Annotated in this window: 17 protein-coding genes; 6 read left to right on the forward strand and 11 right to left on the reverse strand. The window is 73.4% G+C overall.

The window, feature by feature from the left end; all coding sequences use genetic code 11:
• Positions 1-75: 75 nt before the first annotated feature.
• Both JJV70_RS21140 and JJV70_RS21145 read right to left on the reverse strand, forming a co-directional pair.
• The gene (locus tag JJV70_RS21140) at positions 76-291 is read right to left on the reverse strand and encodes a DUF397 domain-containing protein (protein ID WP_219049631.1); all 216 of its coding nucleotides are present in this window, start codon (positions 289-291) and stop codon (positions 76-78) included.
• The gene (locus JJV70_RS21145) at positions 291-1,136 is read right to left on the reverse strand and encodes a helix-turn-helix transcriptional regulator (protein WP_219049632.1); all 846 of its coding nucleotides are present in this window, start codon (positions 1,134-1,136) and stop codon (positions 291-293) included. Before JJV70_RS21145 ends, JJV70_RS21140 begins: the two co-directional genes overlap by 1 nt.
• Before the next feature lie 206 nt (positions 1,137-1,342).
• Between JJV70_RS21145 and JJV70_RS21150 the strand changes: the two genes are divergently transcribed.
• The gene (locus tag JJV70_RS21150; protein ID WP_219049633.1) at positions 1,343-1,990 is read left to right on the forward strand and encodes an ATP-binding protein; all 648 of its coding nucleotides are present in this window, start codon (positions 1,343-1,345) and stop codon (positions 1,988-1,990) included.
• A gap of 131 nt (positions 1,991-2,121) precedes the next feature.
• The gene (locus JJV70_RS21155) at positions 2,122-3,312 is read left to right on the forward strand and encodes a DNA cytosine methyltransferase (protein ID WP_219049634.1); all 1,191 of its coding nucleotides are present in this window, start codon (positions 2,122-2,124) and stop codon (positions 3,310-3,312) included.
• Here the strand turns inward: JJV70_RS21155 and JJV70_RS21160 are convergent.
• The 6 genes from JJV70_RS21160 to JJV70_RS21185 all read right to left on the reverse strand — a co-directional run bounded on the left by JJV70_RS21160 (position 3,247) and on the right by JJV70_RS21185 (position 9,748).
• Positions 3,247-3,729: a very short patch repair endonuclease gene (locus tag JJV70_RS21160; protein WP_257574333.1), complete on the reverse strand. Its 483-nt coding sequence runs from the start codon at positions 3,727-3,729 to the stop codon at positions 3,247-3,249. The genes JJV70_RS21155 and JJV70_RS21160 overlap by 66 nt on opposite strands.
• Before the next feature lie 45 nt (positions 3,730-3,774).
• On the reverse strand, positions 3,775-4,569 hold the full coding sequence (locus tag JJV70_RS21165) for an NgoMIV family type II restriction endonuclease (protein WP_219049635.1): 795 nt from the start codon (positions 4,567-4,569) through the stop codon (positions 3,775-3,777).
• A 52-nt stretch (positions 4,570-4,621) separates the two neighbouring features.
• The gene (locus JJV70_RS21170) at positions 4,622-5,788 is read right to left on the reverse strand and encodes a PrsW family intramembrane metalloprotease (RefSeq protein ID WP_308294944.1); all 1,167 of its coding nucleotides are present in this window, start codon (positions 5,786-5,788) and stop codon (positions 4,622-4,624) included.
• A gap of 304 nt (positions 5,789-6,092) precedes the next feature.
• A complete protein-coding gene (gene trmB, locus JJV70_RS21175) occupies positions 6,093-6,830 on the reverse strand; it encodes a tRNA (guanosine(46)-N7)-methyltransferase TrmB (RefSeq protein WP_219049643.1) in 738 nt (245 codons plus the stop codon).
• Between the two features lie 58 nt (positions 6,831-6,888).
• On the reverse strand, positions 6,889-8,079 hold the full coding sequence (gene lhgO, locus JJV70_RS21180) for an L-2-hydroxyglutarate oxidase (RefSeq protein WP_308294946.1): 1,191 nt from the start codon (positions 8,077-8,079) through the stop codon (positions 6,889-6,891).
• A 157-nt stretch (positions 8,080-8,236) separates the two neighbouring features.
• Complete coding sequence (locus JJV70_RS21185; protein ID WP_219049636.1) at positions 8,237-9,748, reverse strand: MFS transporter; 1,512 nt, start codon at positions 9,746-9,748, stop codon at positions 8,237-8,239.
• 1,088 nt (positions 9,749-10,836) lie between these two features.
• On the opposite strand from JJV70_RS21185, the gene JJV70_RS23030 reads away from it, so the two are divergent.
• A complete protein-coding gene (locus JJV70_RS23030) occupies positions 10,837-13,434 on the forward strand; it encodes an asparagine synthase-related protein (RefSeq protein WP_257574334.1) in 2,598 nt (865 codons plus the stop codon).
• Positions 13,435-13,564: 130 nt separating this feature from the next.
• On the opposite strand, the gene JJV70_RS21200 is transcribed toward JJV70_RS23030, so the two are convergent.
• Together JJV70_RS21200 and JJV70_RS21205 are read right to left on the reverse strand one after the other, a co-directional pair.
• Complete coding sequence (locus tag JJV70_RS21200; protein ID WP_219049646.1) at positions 13,565-15,289, reverse strand: sigma-70 family RNA polymerase sigma factor; 1,725 nt, start codon at positions 15,287-15,289, stop codon at positions 13,565-13,567.
• A gap of 495 nt (positions 15,290-15,784) precedes the next feature.
• On the reverse strand, positions 15,785-16,663 hold the full coding sequence (locus JJV70_RS21205) for a TetR/AcrR family transcriptional regulator (RefSeq protein ID WP_374227326.1): 879 nt from the start codon (positions 16,661-16,663) through the stop codon (positions 15,785-15,787).
• Between the two features lie 834 nt (positions 16,664-17,497).
• On the opposite strand from JJV70_RS21205, the gene JJV70_RS21210 reads away from it, so the two are divergent.
• Positions 17,498-18,856 carry an FAD-dependent oxidoreductase gene (locus JJV70_RS21210; RefSeq protein WP_219049647.1) on the forward strand — a complete coding sequence of 453 codons (1,359 nt, stop codon included), beginning with the start codon at positions 17,498-17,500 and terminating at the stop codon, positions 18,854-18,856.
• A gap of 233 nt (positions 18,857-19,089) precedes the next feature.
• Positions 19,090-20,892, forward strand: coding sequence for a SpoIIE family protein phosphatase (locus JJV70_RS21215; RefSeq protein WP_219049638.1), 1,803 nt, complete (start codon positions 19,090-19,092; stop codon positions 20,890-20,892).
• Between the two features lie 30 nt (positions 20,893-20,922).
• Here the strand turns inward: JJV70_RS21215 and JJV70_RS21220 are convergent, their stop codons facing one another.
• The gene (locus tag JJV70_RS21220; protein WP_219049639.1) at positions 20,923-22,218 is read right to left on the reverse strand and encodes an MFS transporter; all 1,296 of its coding nucleotides are present in this window, start codon (positions 22,216-22,218) and stop codon (positions 20,923-20,925) included.
• A gap of 115 nt (positions 22,219-22,333) precedes the next feature.
• Here JJV70_RS21220 and JJV70_RS21225 point away from each other — a divergent pair, with 115 nt between their 5' ends.
• Complete coding sequence (locus JJV70_RS21225) at positions 22,334-22,894, forward strand: MarR family winged helix-turn-helix transcriptional regulator (protein ID WP_219049640.1); 561 nt, start codon at positions 22,334-22,336, stop codon at positions 22,892-22,894.
• Positions 22,895-23,170: the final 276 nt, after the last annotated feature.

The raw sequence follows: 23,170 nt of genomic DNA on the forward strand, positions 1-23,170 counted from the left end.
CGGCGCCCCGCCCACCCCGCTTGACGGCCCCCAACACCCCCAACCCCCGCCGCGCCGACACCCGTTCCCAGGTGTTCAACGCGGCTCCGCCCGCCGGTTCCGTACGTCCGTCACGAAGGGTGTCCACGCGGCCTTCGTGAACGTCAGCACACCCCGCTCCCGGCGCTTGCTGTCCCGCACGGCGGTGCCCCACGCGGTGAAGGCCGCCTCCACGCACTCCGTACCGCTGCCACCGCTGTACGACGAGGTGAACCACTGAAGAGCGTCCTCGGGCCGGCTGGGCTGCCGCATCACAGTTCCTCCATGGCGCGTCTGATCAGGGCCACGGACGCGTCGATGTCCCGCGCCTGCGCCCGCAGGTATTCGAACGCCAACCTATAGCGCTCCAATTCCTGAGGCTTCTCCATGAACAGCCCACCGCCGAGGATGTCCACGTAGACCACATCCAGGGACGGCTCGGGGTTCCCGAGAATCACAAAGCTCCCGACGGCGGCCGCGTGCGCCCCTGTCGAGAAGGGCAGAACCTGCAAGGTGATGTGTGGTGACTCAGCACACGCGAGCAGATGGCCAAGCTGGTGCCGCATCGTCTCCGGGCCGCCCACCACGCGACTGACCACGGCCTCGTCCATGACGGCCCAGATATGAGGTGGAGCCTCACGGCGCAGAAGCTCCTGGCGCTTCATCCGGATATCAACCATGTGCGTGACCTCTTGCTCCGTGCACCGCATCTCCGAGGCGCGGTGCACGGCTTCGGCGTAGGCACGCGTCTGCAGGAGCCCGGGGACGTACACCCCGGCATAGTGATCCTCACGGATCACTTCATCCTCCAGCGTGAGCATGAGGTTCATGGACTCCGGGACCGGGTCAGCCAGAGACCGCCACCAGCCCTGAACGCGGGCTCCCTTGGCGAGCAGCACCAGCGCTTCGCGCTCCTCGTCCGACGCGTCGTACTCACGGCACAACGCGTCCACGGCTGGCCACTTGACCGTGCCTTCCTTGCGCTCGTACCGGCTGAGCGTTGCCTTGGAGATGCCGACACGCGCCCCGGCCTCTTCGAGCGTCAGGCCCTTGCGCTCCCGCAGGCGCCGGAGATCCGAGCCCAGCTGGCGACGGCGGGTGGTGGGTCCTACGGGCATGATGACGGCCTCTTTCCCTGTATGCCGGAAGCGTCCCGTGTGAGTCGGCGGTCGTACAACCCGGCGCGCGCCCCGGGCGCGCGGCTTGCGGCGTGCAACCATCGAGACTTTATGAGAGTTCCATTATGGAACAGAGGCTGTCACCCTCAGAAGGGCAACGATCGGCCGCTGGTGGCCGGTTGGACCTTCGAGAAAGGCCGGTCGCCATGGTTGACTGCCACCACACGCTCTGCGTCCCGCCCCTGACAGCCACAATTCCCCTGCTCGCGAAGCCCGCGCGGATCGCTGACGCGAGAGGCGCCGTGCGGCTGCGGCTGCGGCACTGGGGGCAGCCGGCTCTCGCGGACGCGGCGGCTCTCTGCGTGAGCGAACTGGTGACCAACGTTCTCGTGCACGTTGGTCAGGACACGCCCGTCACCCTGCTGCTGGCGCTGACTGGCGAACGACTGCGTATCGAGTGTTCCGATCCGGGCAGCGGTACCCTCCCCCGGCAGGTGAGCGCGAAGGACCATGACGAGTCCGGGCGTGGCCTGGCCATCCTGGACGCGGTGGCCGCAGCGTGGGGAGTCGTCCCGGGGCTCGACGGCAAGACGACATGGTGCGAACTCGACGCCCCTGCTCCGTCCCGGCCCCGGGCGGATACCGTGATGCTGATGTACGGCGCTGACTGCGGTGCCGCCTCCCCAGTGAACAGCGCCCGGTCAGCGGAAGCGGCCGTCTCCGCGATCGCTGACGTGCTCGCGTGGCTCCACCGTCGAGGCGCCGACGCCGAAACCCTGCTCGACCACGCCCAGACCCGCTTCGAGGCACAGCGTGACAGCGGAGCAGCACGCGCGGCGGTGCGTTCGTGGTAGTTCATGGGGGTGCCGCAAGGCCCGTGGGGCGGTACCGCACACTAGGGGAGCCGCGTTGTCAGTGGGGCGTGTCACCCTCTGTGATGGCGGGCTATCGGAAGTGTCCGCCCACGTGCGAGGAAGGAGGGTGCATGACCGACACCCACGGGCCGTTCACCTCCGTGGAGGTCTGCGCCGGAGCGGGCGGCCAGGCCCTTGGCCTGCACCAGGCGGGCTTCCGGCATGCGGCGCTGATCGAGATCGACGACCACGCGTGCGCGACCCTCCGGCTCAACGTCACCGAGGAGGCTGGGTGGGGGCAGTGCGCGGTGTTGCACCGGGATCTGCACGACTTCCGGCACGAGGAGCTCGGCCTGCGCCCAGGAGAGCTGGACCTGCTGGCGGGCGGTGTGCCTTGCCCGCCGTTCTCGGCAGCGGGTATGCAGCTCGGCAAGGAGGACGAACGGGACCTCTTTCCTCGCATGCTCGATCTCGTACACCTTCTGCGGCCCAAAGCCGTCATGATCGAGAACGTCCGAGGTCTGCTTGACCCGCCTGGGAAGTTTGAGGAATACCGGGAAAACTACATCAAGCGTCGGTTGAGGGATGACGGTTACATCATCTGCGGCTGGAAGGTGATGGAGGCGCGGGACTACGGTGTTCCGCAATTGCGTCCCAGGGCGATCCTGGTCGCGATGCGTCCCCAGTTCAGCGGCCACTTCACCTGGCCGAACCCGCGCGAGCTCAAGGTCAGGACGCTGGATGAAGCACTCGCACCGTCCATGAAGACGCGGTTCGGTGACACGGAGCGCGGGCGCGACGCCTACCGGAGATGGCTTCGGAAGGCGACAGGCGGCATTGCTCCCACACTGGTGGGCGGGTCGAAGAAGCACGGGGGGGCTGACCTTGGCCCCACCCGTGCGAAGCGTGCCTGGCGCAAGCTCGGGGTTGACGCGATGGGGGTGGCCAATGAACCGGAGGCGATGACGGACCCTGAGCGTGATCTGTATGCCCGGGATCGGGCGGGCCAGTACATCGGCCCCAAACTGACGGTCTCGCAGGCCGCTATCGTGCAGGGATTTCCGGAGCACTGGAGGTTTGCCGGGCGAAAAACCGCCGCGTACCGCCAGGTGGGCAACGCCTTCCCGCCTCCGGTCGCCCGCGTCATTGGTCAGCACATCATCGAGGCGCTGCGGAAGGGAGCGCTGGCCCCAGGCTCAGACGACGGAATGCGGGAGGAAGCGGGAAAGGGCATGCTGTTCGAACTCCAGCATCCGTCAGCCCGTTCGAGTGCGGATCGCGGTGACGGTATCGAACACCTCGCGAGCGCAGGCCTCGGGTGATTCGTGTTCCCAGAACCGCAGAACGGTCCACCCGGCCTCGCTGAGCAGCGTGTTGGTGTCCTGGTCACGGGCAACGTTGCCAGCCACCTTGCCCGACCAGTACCCGGGATTGGTCTTGGGCGGGACGTAGTGTTCAGGGCAGCCGTGCCAGTAACAGCCGTCAACGAACACCGCGACCTTGACCGGCCGGAAAACCAGGTCAGCCGTGCGCCGCAGGCCCGGCAAGGGCCGGGCTGCGACGCGGTACCGCAGGCCGTGCGCGTGCACAAGCTGCCGGATCACCCTCTCGGGCTTCGTGTCCCGGCTGCGGATCGCCTGCATGTTCCGCCGGCGGCCTGCTGAAGAGGCCCAGGAGCCGAGCGGGGGTGACCATTCGGCGTTGCCGTGGTGCTCGGATTCTCGGCCTGTGCCGGTCAACGTCCGCGCCCCTCTTCCTCTCACTGAGCGAGGTGTTCCGGAAGTCTAGTACGTGGTCAGCTCGTCGGCCAGATCGTTGTAGTTCTTAAGGCGGTTCTGTTCGGTCATCTCCTGCCACAGCTCCAGCTGAGAGGGTTCGCTCTTCTTATGGCGCAGAGCCCCGTGGGCTTGGACGGCCCGTTGCATTTCCTCGAAGGCGACATGGTAGATGGCGTCGATTTCTCCCGTGCCGCGGGTCAGCGACGACAGGCGGCTCGGCAGGGGTTCTGCGGTAATGGCGACCAGATGCGGGGTCCGGCCACGCCGCGAACGCACCAGGAGGTTGAATTCGTGCCGGACGTTCTGTGCGCGATCGGATCGCAAGGTCCACTTGCAGGAGAGGACTGCGTGCAGGGGGTTGCCCGGAGTATCGACTGCGATGGTGACGTCTGGGGCAATCTGATAATCCGTGCCGAGCGTCACGCGAAGGCTCGGGTTCTGGGACAGAGTTTCACGCAGTTCGGCCAGGTGCTTGTACTGCTGAAATTTCCTCACGTCCTCACCGCGCTTTACCGCCCAGGGGACATCGGGGTGACGCTGCGGAAGCTGTGCTTCCAGCTCATTCGCTACGGCGTTCTCCAGCGCCGTGCCCCGGCTCTCCTCCTTGGCCTCGGTCGAGTTCGCATCGACCTTCCGGGTCACGCCGAGTTCGTCGAGGATGTCCTTGGCGATGCGCATGCTGGTCATATTGTCCACGTCGGAGATGTTCGGAGCCCATGAATCCCCGCACGCGCTCTGTACCTTCTGGTTGGAAGCCTTCTTCCACGCGAGGAGATCGGCGAACCACTGCGGTGCTGGCATGTAACTCTCCTTGTTCGTTGCGTATTTCGGTGCACGGCTGCGGTGGCTAACGCTACGCGCGCCAGTGCCAGCACCCGTGCCAAAGGTGGGGGACCGGGGCGACGGTGGTGGTGGGTGGGCTGGCGGTGGGGCGGTGGGTGAGGAGGGTGGTGAGGAGGGCGCGTTCGCGAGTGGGGAAGTCGGGGGGTGGGGCGGTGCGCTCGGCGCGGGCGCGGAGGAGGGCGAGGGCGGTGGCGGCGGCGTGGTAGGCCGCGACGGAGCGGGCGGCGGGCTTGCCGTGGACGCGGCGGGCCAGGGCGCGGGCCTGGGAGCGGGCGCGCATCGAGCCCAGCGTCCACGGTTCGGCGGGGTGGACCCAGCCCTGGGCCGCGTAGACGTGCAGGGTGTCGCGGATGGTGCGCAGCTCGCGCCCCCGGGACCAGACCGTGAGCCAGATCAGGGTGGCCAGCACCGGCAGCATGAACAGGGCGTAGATGGCCAGGAAGGTGAGCCCGCTGCGGGAGGTGGCGGCGGCGTTCCACAAGGCATGCAGCACGATCGCCGTCAGCAGGCCGGACAGGGGGAGGGCGACGCGCAGCACGCGGCGGCGGGCCGGGACGGCGGCGGCGATGCCGAAGCCGATGCCGGTGAGGGCGGTGAACAGGGGGTGCGCGAACGGGGAGAAGACGATGCGCATGAGGAACGTCTGCAGGGTGGTGGCGGTTTCGTAACCGTCGCCGGTGTGGAGCTGGTCGGTGGCGTAGGCGGTGCCGAGGTAGAGGATGTTCTCGGTGAAGGCGAAGCCTGTCGCGGTGACGCAGGCGGTGACGACGCCGTCCACCACGCCGCCGAAGAACCGTCGCCGGTGGAGGAAGACCAGGAGGACGGCCACGGCCTTGGCGAGTTCCTCGACGACCGGGGCGACGAGGGTGGCGCCCACGACGTCGGCGTCGCGGTCCGGCATGACGCTGGTGCTCAGCCACGCGGCGGTGAAGCTGTTGGCGATGATCGCGACGAGGGTGGCCGCGCAGGCACCCCAGGCGAACGTGAATGCGATGGTGCGCCACGGGGGCGGCTGGACGTTGCCCACCCAGCGGAACGCGGCGATGAGCAGCGGCACGGGCAGCGTGGACAGGAGCAGACCTATGAGGAAGCCGTCGGTGCCGGTCTGCTCCCGGACCATGGCGAGGATGGTGACGCCGCACAGCGCGAGCAGCACGACGATCGCCCCGGCCCGCACCGCGCGACGACGCCACCAGGGCGTCCGGGGCGGGCGGTAGGACCCCGGCGCCGGGTACGAGGACGCGGGCGGGGCTGCGGGGGCTGGCGCGGGCGGGGCCGGCCACGGGGGCGGTGCCTGCGGGGGCGGGGGTGCGTCAGGGTGGCCCGGCGGGGGCGTGGGCGGCGTGCGCGCGGGCGGTGGGGCGGGCGCGAGGGGCTCTCCGGGGGCGTGTGACTGCACCCGTCCGACCCTAGACGACCGTCTCCGGGGGTGGCCGGGGCACTTCGGCCCGGGGCGGGGCACGCCGCGCGGGCGGGGCGGGTCAGTCGGCGACGCGGCGGAAGAGCAGGTCGCGGACGGTGTGGCCCTTGCCGAGGCCCTGCTCCTCGAACTTGGTCAGTGGGCGCTCGGCGGGCCGGGGCGCGAAGCCGCCGTCGGGCTGGGTGTTCTCGTACGCGGGGTGCGCGGTGAGGACGTCCAGCATCTGCTCGGCGTACGGCTCCCAGTCCGTCGCGCAGTGCACGAGCGCGCCCGGGGCGAGCGGGCCTGCGGCGAGGTCGAGGAACGCGGGCTGGATGATGCGGCGCTTGTGGTGCCGTTTCTTCGGCCACGGGTCCGGGAAGTAGACGCGCAGCCCGGCCAGGGAGGCGGGCGGCAGCATCTTCTGCAGCAGGATGACGGCGTCCCCGTTGGCGACGCGGACATTGGTCAGCCCCTGCTCGTCGGCCAGCTTCAGCAGGTTGCCCTGGCCGGGGGTGTGGACGTCGCACGCGAGGATGCCGGTGCCGGGGTCGGCGGCGGCCATCCGGGCGGTGGCCTCGCCCATGCCGAAGCCGATCTCCAGCACGATCGGGGCGTCGGCGGGGAGCGTGCCAAAGAGCGCGGGCAGGTCAAGGACGCGTTGGCCGTCGATGTCCAGGCCCCATCGCGGCCACAGCCGGTTCAGCGCGGTGCGCTGGCCGTGGGTGACGCGGCTGCGGCGGGGCTGGAAGCTGCGGATGCGGCGGTCGTGGTGCGAGCCCGCGGGGTCGGCCGCTGGCCCGGTGCCGGGCGGAAACATCGGAGAGGACACAGTGCTGGAATTTTACCGGCCTGGGCGGGGCCACACCGGCGCGCGGTCAGGAGAGTTGCGCCAGGACGCGGGTGGCGATCTCGCGGCCGATGGGGAGGGACGCGGTGGCGGCGGGGGACGGGGCGTTGAGGACGTGGACGGTGTGGCGGGCCTCGGTGATCAGGAAGTCGTCCACCAGCGTGCCGTCCCGGAGGACCGCCTGGGCGCGGACCCCGGCGGGGGCGGGGACGAGGTCGTCCTCGGTGACCTCGGGCAGCAGGCGCCGTACCGCCGTGGTGAACGCGCGCTTGCACACCGAGCGCCGCAGCTCCCCGGCACCGTAGCGCCAGTGTCGGCGTCCGACGTGCCAGGAGCCTGGCCAGGCCAGCGTGCCCGCCAGCTCGCGCGGGCGCGCGGTGCGCCAGTCGTACCCCTCGCGGGCGAGGGCGGGGACGGCGTTGGGGCCGATGTGGACGCCGCCGTCCACGCCTCGGGTGAGATGAACGCCGAGGAAGGGGAACGCCGGGTCCGGCACCGGGTAGACCAGGCCGCGCACCAGCTCCGCGCGGGCGGGCCTCAGCTCGTAGTACTCGCCACGGAACGGGAGGACGCGGGCGGGCGGGCGGTCACCGGCGAGGCGGGCCACGGCGTCGCAGTGCAGGCCCGCGCAGTTGACCAGGATGCGGGCGCGCAGCACGGTGCCCGACGTGGTGCGTACGGCGACGCCGAGGCCCTCCCGCCGGTCGATCGCCGCGACCTCGGCGCCGTAGCGCACCTCCGCGCCCGCGTCGCCCGCCAGCGCGGCCAGGGTGCGGGCGACGGTGGCGTAGTCGCAGATGCCGGTGGTGGCCACGCGGAGCGCGGCCTGTCCGCGCACGTGCGGCTCGAACTCGGTGATCTGCGCGGGGCCGAGCTCGCGCAGCGGGATGCCGTTCTCCCGGCCGCGCTGCGCCAGCGCGTGCAGGCGGGGCAGCTCCTCGCGCTCGGTGGCGACGATCAGTTTCCCCGTCACCTCGTGCGGTATGCCGTACTCGGCGCAGAACTTCACCATCTCCGCCGCGCCCTGCGCCGCGTACCGCGCCTTGAGGGAGCCGGGGCGGTAGTACACCCCGCTGTGGATGACGCCGCTGTTGCGGCCCGTCTGGTGCCGGGCCGGGCCCGTCTCCTTCTCCAGCACCGTGACGCGCAGCCCGGGGCGCGCCCGCGTCAGCCCGTACGCCGTCGCCAGGCCGACGATGCCGCCGCCAACCACGAGCACGTCGGCGTCGTAGCCCCGGGCCGGGCCGTAGCCCCGGGCGCCGTGGCCACGGGGCGTGGGGCGGGGCGGCCGTGCGGCTCCGCCTGTTCTGCCGTCGTTCCGGTTCACCACGCTGTCCATCATGGTGGGCCGCACTGACACCGCGCAGCGGCGCTGGTCACGCCGGGGCGGCCAGCAGCGGACGGGCGCGCTCGCGGAACTCGACGACCCGTGGATTGTCGCCGTAGGGCTCCATGCGGTGCAGCAGGTCGCGCACGTACTCGGTGGTGCGCGCGGAGGATATGCGTCCGGCCACCTCCACCGCCCGGGTACCGGCCGCGCAGGCCGCGTCGAGGTTGCCCGACTCCAGCTCGGCGACGGCGGAGACCAGCAGCCGCAGCCCGTGGGAACGCACGTAGTCCTCGGTGGGCCGCGACAGGGCCTGCTCGGTGAAGCGCCGCGCCTGGCGGGGTGCGCGCAGGTCGCGGTAGCACTCGGCGGCGTCGGCGGCGAGCCGGTCGTAGGAGTAGAAGTCCAGCCAGGACGGGTCCGCATCGCCCTCGCGGGCGCGTTCCAGCCAGCTCTCGGCGGCCCCCAGCGCCGTCCCGCACGCCGCCGTGTCCTCGGCCTTGGCGTGGGCGCGGGCCTCCACGAGGTGGAAGAAGCTCATGGCGCGGGCGGTGGCCACGGAGCGGTTGCGTTCGAGTGCCGCCTGCGCGAGGTCCACGCCCTCGTCGGCGAAACCGCGGTAGGTGGCCTGGAGGGACATGGACGCCAGCACGTACCCGCCCAGCGGGACGTCCGCGGCGGCGCGGGCCAGGCGCAGCGCCTGGATGTAGTACCGCTGGGCGGCCTCCTGCTGGCCGGTGTCGAAGGCCATCCAGCCCGCGAGGCGGGTGAGTTCGGCAGTCGCGCCGAACAGGGCGCGCCCGACCTCGTCGGAGTAGGCGCCCAGCAGCAGCGGTGTCGCGTCCGCCCGCAGGCACTCGGGCACCATCGACGAGCGCCAGTCGCCGCCGCCGTACTTGGAGTCCCAGCGGCGCGCCTCCTCGGCGGCCTCGCGCAGCTTGGCGACGTCGCTGTGCCCCACCCGGGGCCTCGGCCGCCCGGAGGAGGAGTCGGCGGGCGGACCGGCGGACGTCCTGCCGGTGAGGCCGACGATGGTGCCGTGCCCGTCGGTCTCCCTCCCGCTGCCCGGGCCTGGGCCCGGCGCCGCCGGGCGGGCCACCGAGCTGTCGGCCGGGTTGATCAGCCACCGGGAGGTGGGCGTGGCGTAGGCGCTGACGGAGAACGAACCGGCCAGCGACTGCCACACGCTGCCGTTGCCGCGCCGGCCGGCCAGATCCAGCCGGTACAGGTCCGTCGCCGACTTCACCGCGCCCTCGACGTCCCGTGGGAACGCCAGGCCGATCTCCGGCGCCGGGTCGGCGTCGGCCAGCCCGATCTCGTGCAGTGGTACTGGACGGCCCAGCTTGCTGCCGATGGCGGCGGCGATGAGATGAGGGGCGGCGCCCTGCGGCACCATGCCCTTCGAAACCCAGCGCGCGACCGATGTCTTGTCGTACCGCAGTGACAGACCGCGCTGCGCGCCGAGGTCGTTGACCCGGCGGGCGAGCCCGGCGTTGCTGATCCCCGCTAGGGCGAGAACGGTCCCGAGTTTTTCATTCGGTCCGCGTGGCTCCCTGGACATGCGCACCCCTGACACACGACGCCCGCCCCGCCGCACCCGGAACATGCTCGGGGCATTCGTGAACCCAGAGTAGTTCGCTGCCTCCCGACCGTTAAGGGGTGGCGTTCCGGTTGGCGGGATTCCTCCCCGTACACGAGTGCGCCAGCGTGCGGTGTGCCGTCCGGTGGGTCGTGGTGTCGCAGTCCTCGGTGTCAGACCTCGGTGTCAGACGCGGACCTGGCACGGCGGGGGCCGTCCGCACGCGGGTCTGTACGCGGACGAGCGGGTCTGCGCGCGGACGGATCGGCGACGGGGCTAGGCGTCCTAGCTGGTGTCGAGCGCTCGCCACGAGCCAACGGGACGGCCTGAGGGGCCAGTGCGGGCGGCGAGGGGACAGGCGGAGGCGGCGGGCCGCTCCGGCCCGGGTCCGCGCCGGGTACGAGCCCCGGTCGTGTGGCCGTGCGCCTGTGCGTGCGCTCTCGCCGGGGATGGACGGCGGCGTTTGGATGAACCCCGCGTGGGTCGGCCTGCTGGAGCCGAAGCAGTGGGCTGGGGGAATGCCGTCGTTCCACATCCCCGCGGGCGGCGGTCCTGGTCCGGGAGGCCGTCGTGCCTCCCGGACCGTCAACTGCCCGCGTGTCCGGCGATGTCGGGCGATCCCTGGAACGGCTCGCGTGGATTGCCGGTGCATGTACCCGGCATATACCTGGTGGGTACGACTGCGAAAAGGTTTCGCCAACGGGCTTTCCGAGAGCAGAGGTTGGCTGAAAATCGCGGTTTGAGGCGGCCCAGGTGCGGGATCACTCCCCGCGAACACGCTCATCGGCGCGCCCCCTTACCGCCGCTCTCCCGCCCGATACGTGGCAGCATGGACCCAGCGTCAGCCGGAACGGGAGTGGCGGACGAAGACTCAGGAGCAGGCCGGTGGGTGCCGGGGCACCCGCGTTGACGCGTCCGGGCGGACCCCCGACACGCCGCCGACGCACGCACGCAAGACGGCGACGCGGTGTGCTGCGACATGGCGTGCGGCGGACGGGTGCCCGGACCCGCGCGAGCCGGCGATGCCTAGCCGGACCGGCGGCACGGCCCACGGGTGGAAGGCGGCGGCGATGCGGTGGTTGGTGGGGTGGAACAGCACCGCGGCGGGCCGGGCCCGCGTACCCGGCGGTTTGGCCGACAGCACCCTGCACCCCCTCGGCGGTCACCCGGTGTGGGGCGGCACCGACCCGCTGTGGGCGGTCGGCGACTGGCGGCCCGACGAGATCCGCGTCGTGGACGCCGCCCCGGACGCCCGGCTCGCCGTCTTCGGCCACTGCGGCGCCCGCGACGAGGAGTTGCGCACCGGCCTGCGCGCCGCGCGTGGCGGAGCCCTGCGGCACCTGACCGCCTGGCCCGGCTCCTACACCGCCGTCGCCCGCGTCGGACGGCGCATCGCCATCACCACCGACCTGGCCGGTGTCCGGCCCGTCTTCCACACGCCCTTCGCCGGCGGCACCGCCTACGCCACCGCCGCGCTGACGCTCGCCGACCTGGTAGAGGCCCAGCTCGACGTGGACCACCTCGGCGCGCTGCTCGCCGCCCCCGACGTGCCCGAAGCCCTCGGCGACAGCACGCCCTACACCGGCGTCCGCCGCGTCCCGCCCGGACACGCGCTGATCCTGCGTGAGGGCGGCTCGCGCGAGATCGCCAGCTACGAACCGGCGGTTCCCACCGTCGTTGCCGCGCTGCCGGTGGAGGCCGACGCCGCGGTGAACGGCGTCCGGGACGCCCTCGTCGAGGCCGTGCGGGTACGCCTCGCCGCCCCCCGGCACGTGCCGGACGCCTACGGGGCCGAAGCGGGCGGGTACGGCACCGGACCCGTGCCGGGGCAACAGGACGGCCACCTCAGCGACGGGATGCTCCCGGCGAACGGGCACGCGGGCCCCACCCGCACGCGCGGTGCGCGCGCGGGTGGCGAGGCCCGGCGTGCCGGAGCCGGGAGCGCGGAGCCCGGTGCTGGTGGCACCGGGTGGGGTGAGCACGGACGCGGCGGACGCGCCCCGGGCGTGCGCGACGGGGGCCTGGACGACCGGGGTGGCGGCGGCTGGGGCGACGGCGGCCGGGGCACGGCGTACGGCGGGGGAGCGTACGGCGAGGGCGCCCACGGTGGCCGTACGCACGGCGAGGGCGCGTACGGCGAGGGCGCGTACGGCGAGGGAGCCTACGGGGAGGGCGCGTACGGCGGGGACGCGTACCGGGGTGGCCGCGACCGCCGCGCCCGCGACGGGTACGGCGCCCGGGACCCGGGGCCCGTGCCCGGTATGGGGCCCGACGCCCGCCGGGGCCGACGCGGCACGCCCGCCCCGGGGCTCGGCGCCGACCTCTCCGGCGGTGCCGCCTCCGCCACGCTCGCCCTGCTCGCGGCCGGTCTGCCCGGCGTTCCCGGCACCATCGCCGGGACCCCGGGCACCGTGGCGGGCCAGCGCCTGCTCGCCGTCACCTTCAACGACGTCACCGCCACCGCCGACCCGGCCCGGCACAGCGAGCTGGAGCGGGCCCGCACCGTCGCCCAGGACCCGCGTCTGCACCACGTCGTCGTCACCGGCGAGGAAGAGGCCCTGCCCTACGCCGGACTGTGGGACCTGCTGCGGATGCCGCTGCCCGACGAGCCCGGGCCCGCCCTCGTCGTCGCCGCGCGGCACCGCGCCCGGCTCGCCGGGGGCAGCGCCGACCACCTCACCGGGTACGGCGCCCGGCAGGTGCTCGACGCCCACCCCGCCCGCCTCGCCGACCTGCTGCTCGACCGACGTCGCCGCCACCTGCTCCGCCCCGCGGCCGCGCTCGCCGTCGCCGAGGGGGCGCCGCGCGGCAAGGCGGTGCTGGTGCCGTTCGCCGTGTACCGGGCGGCCCGTCGGCTGGCCCGCACCCCGCAGCGTGAGGGCGTGGCCGCCGCCGCCCGCATGCTGCGCGAACGCGCCCTCCCCGGGCTCGGCCACTCCGGCGAGAGCGGCCCGCTGGACGCGTCACTCGCCGCGCTGGCGTGGTGCCGGCCCGGGCCCGCCGCGCGCTGGCTGACCGGTGAGGCGCTGGCTGACGTATCGGTTCGCCTGGAGCACGCCGCACGCCGCGCCGACTCCGGGACCGGGGTGCGTCCCGGAGTGCACCGGGCCCGCGCCGCCCTGGCCCGGCACGCCGCCAACTACCGCGTGCTGGAACAGCTCGCCGCCGCGCCCGGACAACGGCTGCACGCCCCGTACCTGGACAACCAGGTCGTGCGTGCCGCCCGGGAGCTGCCGGAAGCGCTGCGGGTACGGCCCGGGGCACGCGCGGCCGTACTGCGCACGGTGCTGGCCGGGGCCGGGGTGCGCGAGCTGCCTCCCGGCTGGGGTGCGCCGACCCACGCCGCGCACCTCGCCGCCGTCCGCGCCGGGCTGCGCGCGCACGGGACGGAACTGCTGGACCTCTTCGAGCAGTCCTGGCTCGCCCACGCCGGACTCGTGGACGCCCGCTCCGTGCGCGAAGCCGTGCACTCCGCGCTGCGGGGCGAGGCGGTGCCGCTGGACGGCATCGCCGAACTTGTCGCCACCGAGCTGTGGTTGCGGCGGCTCACCCAGCGGCGCGGCACGAGCTGGACGGGCACCGCCGCACCGCGCCGCCGCGCCGTCTCCGGCGGGGTCCCCGCCCGCTCGATGGCCGTCACCCCGGCAGTACCCCTGGACGGCCCGTAGCCCGATCAGCCAAGGCCGTGCCGCGGGCGTCGGCCGGGGCGCAGGCGTACCCGGGCGGGGGCGTCCGCCGAGGTGCAGGCGTGGCCGGGGCGCGGGCGTCTGCCGGGGCGTGCCGCCGAGCGGGGAGGCGTCAGCGGCAGCGCAGGACGGAGTGCGCCCAGTCGGCTTGCGTGACCGGGCCGTACGGGCCGTGCGGCTCCACCACCAGGTGCAGCACGCGTACCCCGGCCAGGGGCACGGATACCGGTACCGGCGGCTCCCCGCCGCGCACCACCCCGGAGCGCCACAGCTGCCGTCCGTCGCCGAGCACGGTGAAGCGCGCCGCGCCCAGACCGAGGGTGAGGTCGTCCACCCCGGCGACCGCCTCGTACGCGGCGCACTCCCGGTTCAGGTCGATCAGCACCGTGGACGGCGCCTGCACCGTGATCCCGTGGCGGTAGCTCCGGCCGCCGACGCGCAGGCCGGAACGCTGCCACACCGGGCCGCTCTCGCCGACGCGGACGGCGGGGCCGGTGCCGTCGCCCACCACGTCAAACGGCAACTCCCTGACCTGGTAGGTCGCGGGGCCGGGGCCAGGAGCTGGGACGGGAGCTGGGGCCGTCGGCACCGGGGGCGACGGCTCGGGCGGGGGCGGTGACGACGACGGCCCCCGCCGGGGCGCTGACGGCGGCGGGCCGGACGGCGTCGCGGGTGGCAGCGCGGCCGCCACCCGCGACGGGGCGGTCCCGCGCGTCGGCTCGGCGGGCGCGGGAGGCGTCGTCGGCGGGCTCGGCGCCGGGGGGACGAGCCCGGGCTCGGACGGCTGCGGCGCCTGGGGCCGCTCCCGCGCACTGGCCGCGGGCGAGGGCAGGGCCTGCGGTGGCGACGACTCCTTCGGCTGTGGCGCCCCGGCGAGCGCGAGCACCAGCAGGACGGCGGCCGCCGCCGCGGACAGCGCGCCCGCCGCGATCCCCGCCCGCGCAGGCGCTCCCAGCCCCTCCGCAGCCGCACTCCCACCGCCCGCACCGGCACCGCCCGCACCGGCGGACCCAGCGCCCGCCGCCGAGGCGAGTGCACCGGCCGCGCCCGCGCCCCCGGCCGCCCTCGCCGCGTACTCGGCCGCGAACCAGCCGATGACGGCCACCGGCAGCAGGCCCCGCAGCCGTGCGTTGACGTCCTTGACCTCCTGCGCCGCCGTACGGCACCGGGCACAGCTCTCCAGGTGGGAGCGCAGCCCGCGTTCGGCCCGCGTGCGCAGCGTGCCCCGGGCGTAGGCGCCCAGCCGGTCGGCGTACCGCGCGCACGCGCCCCCCGCCGTGAGGGATTCGCTGACGTGGGCCTGGAGGTATGCCTGCCGCAGTCCTTCCCGGGCCCGGTGCGCCAGCACCGCCGTGGCGTTGGGTGTCAGCCCGAGCAGCGGCGCCACCTCGTGCGGCGGTGACTCCTCCACCGTGGTGTGCCACAGCACCGTCTGCCACCGCTCCGGCAGCGCCCGGAACGCACGCACTACCAGTGATTGCTCAGCTTCCTGCATGGCCTGTACGTCCGCCCCGAAGGCCAGCGTCTCGTCGGCTGCGGCGGCGCGTCCGCCCGCCGCCGCCACAGCGAACGCCGCGAAGTCCTCGACCAACTCCTCCCGGCGCGTGGTGCGGGCCCAGTGCGCCGCCGCGTGCCGCACCGCCGTCAGCAGGTAGGCGCGCACCGCGGTCCGGGGGCCGCGCCCGCCGCGCACCGCGAGCAGGGTGCGGGCGAACACCTCGTTGGTCAGGTCGTCCGCCGTGTCCGCGTCCCGGCAGCAGGTGTGCGCGTACCGGCGTACGGCTTCGGCGTGCCGGCGGTAGAGCTCGCCGTACGCCTGCCCGTCGCCCTCCCGCATCCGCGCGACCAGGTCGGCGTCGCTGAGCCCCGCACGCTCCTCGTCGGCAGAAACGTCGGGCGTCTTCCCAGAACCGCCGTCCTCGCCGCTCCGTTGCGTGGGCACGCCGGGCGGCACGCTCCGGGAGCGGGCGTGCCGGGGAGCCGGACGTCCGGCACGGCGGGCCGCCTGCCCGCCTTGCTCCGGCACCTTCGGCACCGACGCCCCACGCGCCCCCGCACCGGGCGGCCCCTCGGCCGGGGAACCGGCCGCGCCCGCCCCGTCCGCGCCACCCGGCGGCTCCCGTCCCTCAACGCCCACTCCGGCCGCCCCCGTACACCCGCTTCCAGCCCAACACGGGGCCAGCGTGGCACGCGGGGACGACCGCCGACCGCGTCCCGGGGAGGAATCACCCGCGCGGGCAGGCAGCGGGACGCCAGTGCGAGGCGGCACCGGGCCGGACGCGTCCGCTCAGCGCTGCGGACGCGACCCGCCCGGCACCGCGCACCGGTGTGCTCAGTGTTCCGGCCGTGCCCGCAACCCCTCCAGCAGGATGTCCAGCAGCCGGTAGGAAGCCTGCCGCTGCTGTTCGGCGTCGGGCAGTGCGGGCGCCGAGGTGGCGATGACGAGCAGCACGTCCCCCACGGTGACGGACGGCCGTAGCGCGCCGTCGTTCCGGGCGCGGCGCACCAACTCGCCGACCACACCCAGCAGCTCCGCCGACCCCGGCTCCACGGCGCCCGGCTCAACCGGGCCCGCCCCTGCCGGACCCGGGCTGACCGGCCCGCCCTGGGCGCCCCGATCAGGTATGCCCTCACCCGGTGCCGCCGCGTCCCCGTAAGGCCACAGCCCCGTGGGCGCGGTGCCCGAGGGCTGACGCTGCTGCGGCACCCGGGGTTCGGCGGAGTTGGTGCCGTCCGCGGAGCCCCCCTCCGGCCCCGCGTCCGCACGCAACACCTCGGGCGGCAGCAGCCGACCGGCCCCGGACGTGGCCGAGGCGCGCAGGAACCGGGCCAGCGCCGACCACGGCTCACCCTCCTGCCGCAGCGCCGTGCGCGCCTGCTGCGTCAGCCGTTCCGTCTCTTCCCGGGCTATCCGCCTCACCAGCACCTCCTTGCTGGGGAAGCGCCGGTAGACCGTGCCGACACCCACCCGGGCCCGGCGCGCCACGTCCTCCATCGGCGCCCCGTAGCCCAGCTCGCCGAACACCTCGCGCGCGGCTCGCAGCACGTGTTCCAGGTTCCGCTGGGCGTCCACCCGCAGTCGGGTGGGCCGGCCCGCCCCACCGAACCCGTTCGCCGACGCCGCCTGCGCTGCGTCGGCGCCCGGACCGACCGCCTTCGCATCGGCGCCCTTCTCGGCGGCAGCTCGCCCTGTGCCCGTGCTGGCCCCCACCGCTTCGGCGAGAACCCCGGCCGCTTCGGCGCGAGCCCCGGCCGCACCGGGGTCTGCCCCGGCCAGCCCGCTCCCGGCGCTTCCGGCCACGGGCGATCCGGCGGTGGCCGGTGCGCCCCCGTCGCTCCCTCCGTGGGCTTGGGCCGCGTCGCCCTCCGGGCCTGGTCCGTGGGGCCGGAGCGTGCCCCCGGCTCCGGTGGCCGCCATCAGCGCCGCACTTCCGTGTGCCGTGGACAGGTTCACCGGCCCCACCGCCGGACCGCTCCGGGCACTGTCCGGCCCCTGGCCGTCCGGCGCCGCACCACGTCCTCCATACGCCCCGTACCCCCCATGATCGCCATGATCGTCAGCACTGCCGTCAGAGCCATGAGTGCTGCGAATGTCGTGAACGCCGTTAATGTCGTGAACGTCGTCAACATCGCCAACGTCGTGGATGTCGTGAATACGCATGCGTGCTCCCCCGGAAATCACTGTCTCCCCCCGGAGACTCCCCTCCTGCGAACGCCGGAAGCCCGGCTTCCTCCCCGCCTGCCCCGGCTCTATGAACATAGTTGACCCCGGGGCACGGCAGAAGGGGCCGACCTCTCCGCCCGTCCAGCCCGTGCGCGTTACTCCTTTCGATAGCCCGGCACCGGCCCGTCCCAACGCTCGGAAAAATCCGGCGAGACCCCGGCTGAACTGGACTTTCTTCTCCCGTACCAGCCCACCGGACCAACCGGAGTGCACGGCTCCACTCGTCGTACAAATTCGTCAGCCCTGTGGACAAACGCCGGTCAGCAGGTGCGTCATGGTGGAGTGACGCAAGGACAGGGGTCCCAGTTGACGAAGGAACCGGTGCGCATTCTGGTGGTCGGCGGCGGTTGCGTCGGCATGTACACCGCACTGCGCCTGCAGAAGCAGCTGAAGCAGGAACTGAAGCAGGCCCGGGAGGGGAACGGGGGCGTCGAGGTCACCCTCGTCAGCCCCGAGCCGTACATGACGTATCAGCCCTTCCTGGCCGAGGCCGGGGCCGGTTCCATTTCACCGCGCCACGTGGTGGTCCCGCTGCGCCGCGTGCTGCCGCAGTGCCGCATCCTCGTGGGAGAGATCAAGAACATCGACCACGCCGCGCGCACCGCCGACGTCGAGACGATCGCTGTCCAGGAAGAGGGCGGCCCCCCGCAGCGGCTGCGCTACGACGAACTCGTGCTCGCCCCCGGCTCCGTCTCCCGCACTCTTCCCGTGCCCGGCCTCGCCGACGTCGGTATCGGCTTCAAGACCGTCGAAGAGGCCATCGGTCTGCGCAACCACGTGCTCGAACAGCTCGATATTGCCTCCTCCACCCGCGACCCCGCCATCCGCGACGCCGCCCTCACCTTCGTCTTCGTGGGTGGCGGCTACGCCGGGGTCGAGGCGCTCGCCGAGCTGGAGGACATGGCCCGCGACGCCTGCCGGTACTACCACAACGTCCGGCCCGAGGAGCTGAAGTGGATTCTGGTGGAGGCCACCGGGCGCATCCTCCCCGAGGTGGGTGAGGAGATGGGCCGGTACGCCGTGCGCGAGCTGCGCGCCCGGTCCATCGACGTCCGCCTCGACACCCGGCTGGAGTCCTGCGAGAACCGGGTCGCCCTCCTCAGCGACGGTGCCCGCTTCCCCTGCCGCACCCTGGTGTGGACGGCGGGCGTCAAGCCCCACCCCGTGGTCGCGGCCACCGGACTGCCGCTCACCGAACGCGGCCGCCTGCGCTGCGCCGCGACCCTGCGCATCGAGGACACCGAGCATGCCTGGGCCGCCGGTGACGCCGCCGCCGTACCCGACCTCACCGCGGACAAACCCGGCACCGAGTGCGCCCCCAACGCCCAGCACGCGGTGCGCCAGGCCCGGGCCCTGGCCGACAACCTCGTCGCGGCGCTGCACGGGGAGGAGGAGACGCCCTACCGGCACGCCTACGCCGGTTCCGTCGCCTCACTCGGCCTCCACAAAGGCGTCGCCCGCGTGTACGGCCGCAGGCTCAAGGGCTACCCCGCCTGGCTCATGCACCGCGTCTACCACCTCAGCCGCGTGCCCACGTTCAACCGCAAGGCCCGCATCCTGGCCGAGTGGACCCTCGCCGGATTCTTCAAACGCGAGATTGTCTCCCTCGGGTCGCTGGAGCACCCGCGCGCCGAGTTCGAGCTGGCGGCGGGCACGGGGCACCGGCCGCGCAAGCACTGACGGATGTCAGTACCGTCGGCCACACTGGCCATGTGACGATGAGTGGGTGCGCGGAGGCCCTGTGTGATGGCGATGGGTCATCATGGACGCATCACGACGCTACGACGACGCACGGGCGGGCTGCCCTCCCCGGCCGCGCCCACCCCGCCCCGCGCCGTCGCCGCGCGCCCCAGCTGTGGCACGCCCCGCAACGCCCCCCGTTCCCTCCCCAGCAGAATCGGACCTGATCCGCAGTGAACTTCACGCGCTGGAGCGCCCGACTGCCCGGCACGCCGCGACGCGCGCTCGCACGTGCCGGGCGGTCCGCCGACTCCGTGCCCGCCCGCGGCTCCGGCCGTGAGGTGCCCCCAGCCCGCGCCGAGCGTTCCGGCGGCTCCGACGCCGACACGCCGCACGCCGCACCCGGCCAGGCAGCCCCGGACGGCCGCGCGGCTCCCGGCGCCCCACCCGGGGCCAGCCTCCCGCCCGGACCTGACGCCGGCTCCGGCCTTGACCCGCTCTCCGTGCCTCACGTCCTCGGCCAGGTCCCGGCCCTCGTCGCTCTCGTCCACGGCCCCGAACACCGCGTCTTCTACCTCAACGCCGCCTACCGCGACGTGTTCGGGGACCGCCGGACGGGTGAACCCGCGCGCTCCTGCCTGCCCGAACTCGCCGAACTCGGTGTGCTCCCGCTCATGGACCAGGTGCTGCGCAGCGGAAAGCCGCGCGCCGTCACCTCACGCCGCGTTGACGGCCGCCGCAAGCAGGGCTACTACACCTTCACCTGCACCCCGCTCGACCTCCCCGGCATGTCACCCGACGGCGGCCGTGCCCAGCGCGCGCAGCGCGGCGTGCTGGTCTTCGCCGCCGACGTCACCGACCAGGTCCAGTCCACCGAGCGGCTGCGCGCCAGCGAGGCCCGGCAGCGGGAGGCCGCCGTCACCCTCCAGCGCAGCCTGCTGCCGCAGGGCCTGGAACAGCCGGACGACCTGCGGGTGGCCGCCACGTACCGCCCCGGCGGCACGGACGCCGCCGTCGGGGGCGACTGGTACGACCTCATCACCCTCGGCGCCGGCCGCACCGCGCTCGTCATCGGGGACGTGATGGGACGCGGGGTGCGCGCCGCCGCCGTCATGGGCCAGCTGCGCACCGCGGTGCGCGCCTACGCCCGGCTCGATCTGCCGCCGCACGAGGTGCTGCAACTGCTCGACGGCCTCGCCGCCGAGATCGACCCCAGCCAGATCGCCACCTGCGTGTACGCCGTGCATGACCCGAACGAGGGAACGCTGAGCTACGCGTCCGCCGGACACCCGCCCGTCCTGGCCCGTGCCGCCGACGGCACCGTCCACCGGGCCGACGGCCCCACCGGCCCGCCGCTGGGCACCTGCGGCTGGCCCTACACCTCCGGCTCTCTCCCGTTCGCCGAAGGCGCCTGCGCCGTGCTCTACACCGACGGGCTCGTCGAGCGCCGCGACGCCGACATCGACGAGGGCATCGACACCCTCGAACGGGCCTTCGCGGACGCCACCGGCCCGCCCGACGCCATGTGCGACCGCCTGCTGAGTGCCCTGGGCATCACCGCGGAGCATGACGACGACGTCGCCCTGCTCGTCCTCCAGCACCCCGCCCGCGACGGCGAACACGCCGAGCTGTTCCACAACGCCGCGCTAGACCTGCTCGGCGGCGTCGAAGCTGCCCCGCGCGCCCGCGCCTTCGCCTCCGGCGTCCTGACCTCCTGGCGCTTCCCGCGACAGCTGCACGACCTCGGCGTGCTGGCCGCCAGCGAACTCGTCGCCAACTCGCTCCAGCACGGCGTGCCGCCCATGCGCCTGCGGCTGCGCCGCACCGACCGCCGTCTCATCATCGAGGTCACCGACGGCGACGACCACCTTCCCCGCCACCGCCGGGCGGAACCGGGGGACGAGGCGGGCCGCGGGATCTCCATCGTCGCGTCCATCGCCTCGAACTGGGGCTCGCGTCGCACCCCGGACGGCGGCAAGGCCGTCTGGTGCGAGTTCGCTCTGCCCGGCCACCACCCGGTCCCGGCCCGCACCTGACGCCCGGGACCGGAGCGCGGCCGGGCGGCCTCAGGCGGCAGCGACCACCGGCCGCTCCGCCTCGCGCACCGGCGCGGCGGGTGCCGCGCGCAGCCGCGGGTTGTCCTGCGCGGGCGTCAGCCGCCGTCCCAGCCGCAGCGCCAGCACCGCCACGCCGAGCGCACAGCCGACCAGCAGGACGACGTATGCCGCGTACGCCCCGCGCGCGGCCAGCAACCCGCCCACCGCGGGCCCGACGGCCACCCCGAGCTGCTTGACCAGCGCGAACGCCGCGTTGTACTGGCCCACCATGCGACGCGGCGCCAGGTCCGCGACCAGCGGCGCCACCGTGGGCGAGAGCATCGCCTCCCCGAGCCCGAACAGCGCGTAGGTGCTGACGAACAGGGCCGTCGCGAGCGCCTGCGCGTGCGGCACCAGACCCGAGAGTCCCGCCGCCACCCAGGCCACCGCCCAGATGACGCCGACCAGCGCGACGACCCGGCTGCGCCGCCGCCCGTCCACCAGCCGCAGCACCACGAACTGCGCCAGCACGATCACCCCGGTGTTGGCGAACAGCGCGAAGCCCAGGGTGGCCGCCGAGACGCCGGTGACCTCGGTGCCGTACGCGGCGAGCCCGGCCTCGAACTGTCCGTAGCAGGTGAAGAAGAGCACGAAACCCAGCACACACAGCAGCAGCATGGACCGGTCGGCCAGCAGCGCCCGCCAGCCGCCGCCGCTCTGCCCGGAGTCGGCGCGCGGCGGCTCCTCCACACCCGCGCACCGCGGTAGCCGGACGGTCAGCAGCACCGAGGCGAGCACGACGAACATCACCGCTTCGATGGCGAACAGCAAGGTGAAGCTCGCCGGGACGTGCTCGTCCACGATCTGTCCGCCGAGCAGACCGCCGGCCCCCATGCCGAGGTTGACGAGGAAGAACTGCATGGCGAAGGCACGGGACCGCGTCACCGTCGTCGAGCACCACACGATCATCGTCGCGAGCGCGGGCTGGAGCACCGCGATACCGGCTCCCATCACCGCGGCCGAGGCCGTCACGCTCGGCACGGTGGCCGAGAGCCCGAGTCCCAGCGAACCCAGCGCGGCCGCCGCACTGCCCGAGAGCGCCACGGGCATCGGTCCGTGGCGGTCGATGACGCGGCCCACCAGCGGCAGCACCAGCAGGGCCGCGCCGGCGAACACGGCGAGGACGAGCCCAGCGGTGCCCGGGCCCAGGCCGCGCACGTCGGCCACGTAGAGGAAGAGGTACGGCACGGTGAAGCCGCTGCCGAACGCGCTGAGGGCGTTCCCGAACTGAATCCGGCGCAGCGTCGCGCCCTGGTGGCTGGTCACACTCACCTTCCTAGGTTGTCGTTGCGAGTCGAAGTCTTCGAACCTAAAGTTCGAAGGTAAAGAGTACACAGGGAAAGCCTTAGACGCTAATCGTTTGCGTGCGATACTGCGGGCCATGCCGGACGCACCGCCTCCGCCGCCCTCGCGGCCCCCGACGCCACCTGGCCAGAAGCAGCAGGCCCAGCCCTCTCTGGACGAGCAGATCGCCATCTACCAGCGCGAGTACCGGGACCTCGACCCCCAGGTAGAGCGCGTGGTCAACGCACTCTCCCGGCTCGACCGCCGCATGAACGTCGCCTACGGGCGCCAGCTGGCCACCCTCGGCCTGAGCAACGCCGAGTGGGAGGTACTCAAAGAGCTGGTCATGGCTGGCGAGCCGTACCAGCTGTGGCCCGGCACGATCGCCAAGCGCCTCGGCCTGACCCCCGCCGCCATGACCCACCGGATCGACCGCATGGTCGACGCCGGTCTCGTCACCCGCGAGCGCGACGACGACAACCGGGTCCGCGTCATCATCGGCCTCACCGACCAGGGGCGCGAGAAGTGGCTTGAGGTCATGCGCGAGGCCACCACCTTCGAGGCCGAACTCCTGCAGGACCTCAGCGCCCGGGACCGCGAACACCTCGGCGACCTGCTCATTCGCCTCCTCGACCGCGTCTCCCAGCACCTCGACTGACACCCCGGCCGAGGGCGGTTGACACGCGCCGGTCCGCTCCGTACAGTTCTGCGGGTTGTCAACAGCCAGCAGGCTGTCTGGCAGCACCTTCCGCCACGTCCGGTGGCACCCACTACTGGTACGACGATCCCCTGTAGGGGCCTGTTTCGGCATGCCGAAATGGTGTCTCTTCCGCTCGATTTTGAGTGGCCGGGGAAATCGCCTAACGTGGTGGTCACGCCGGAAGGCGGCCCCGCCGACAGGGGAAATTCGGATGCGAATCCAGGCCGGAAACGG

The sequence above is a fragment of the Streptomyces sp. JJ66 genome, assembly GCF_019303495.1.
Lineage (GTDB): Bacteria > Actinomycetota > Actinomycetes > Streptomycetales > Streptomycetaceae > Streptomyces.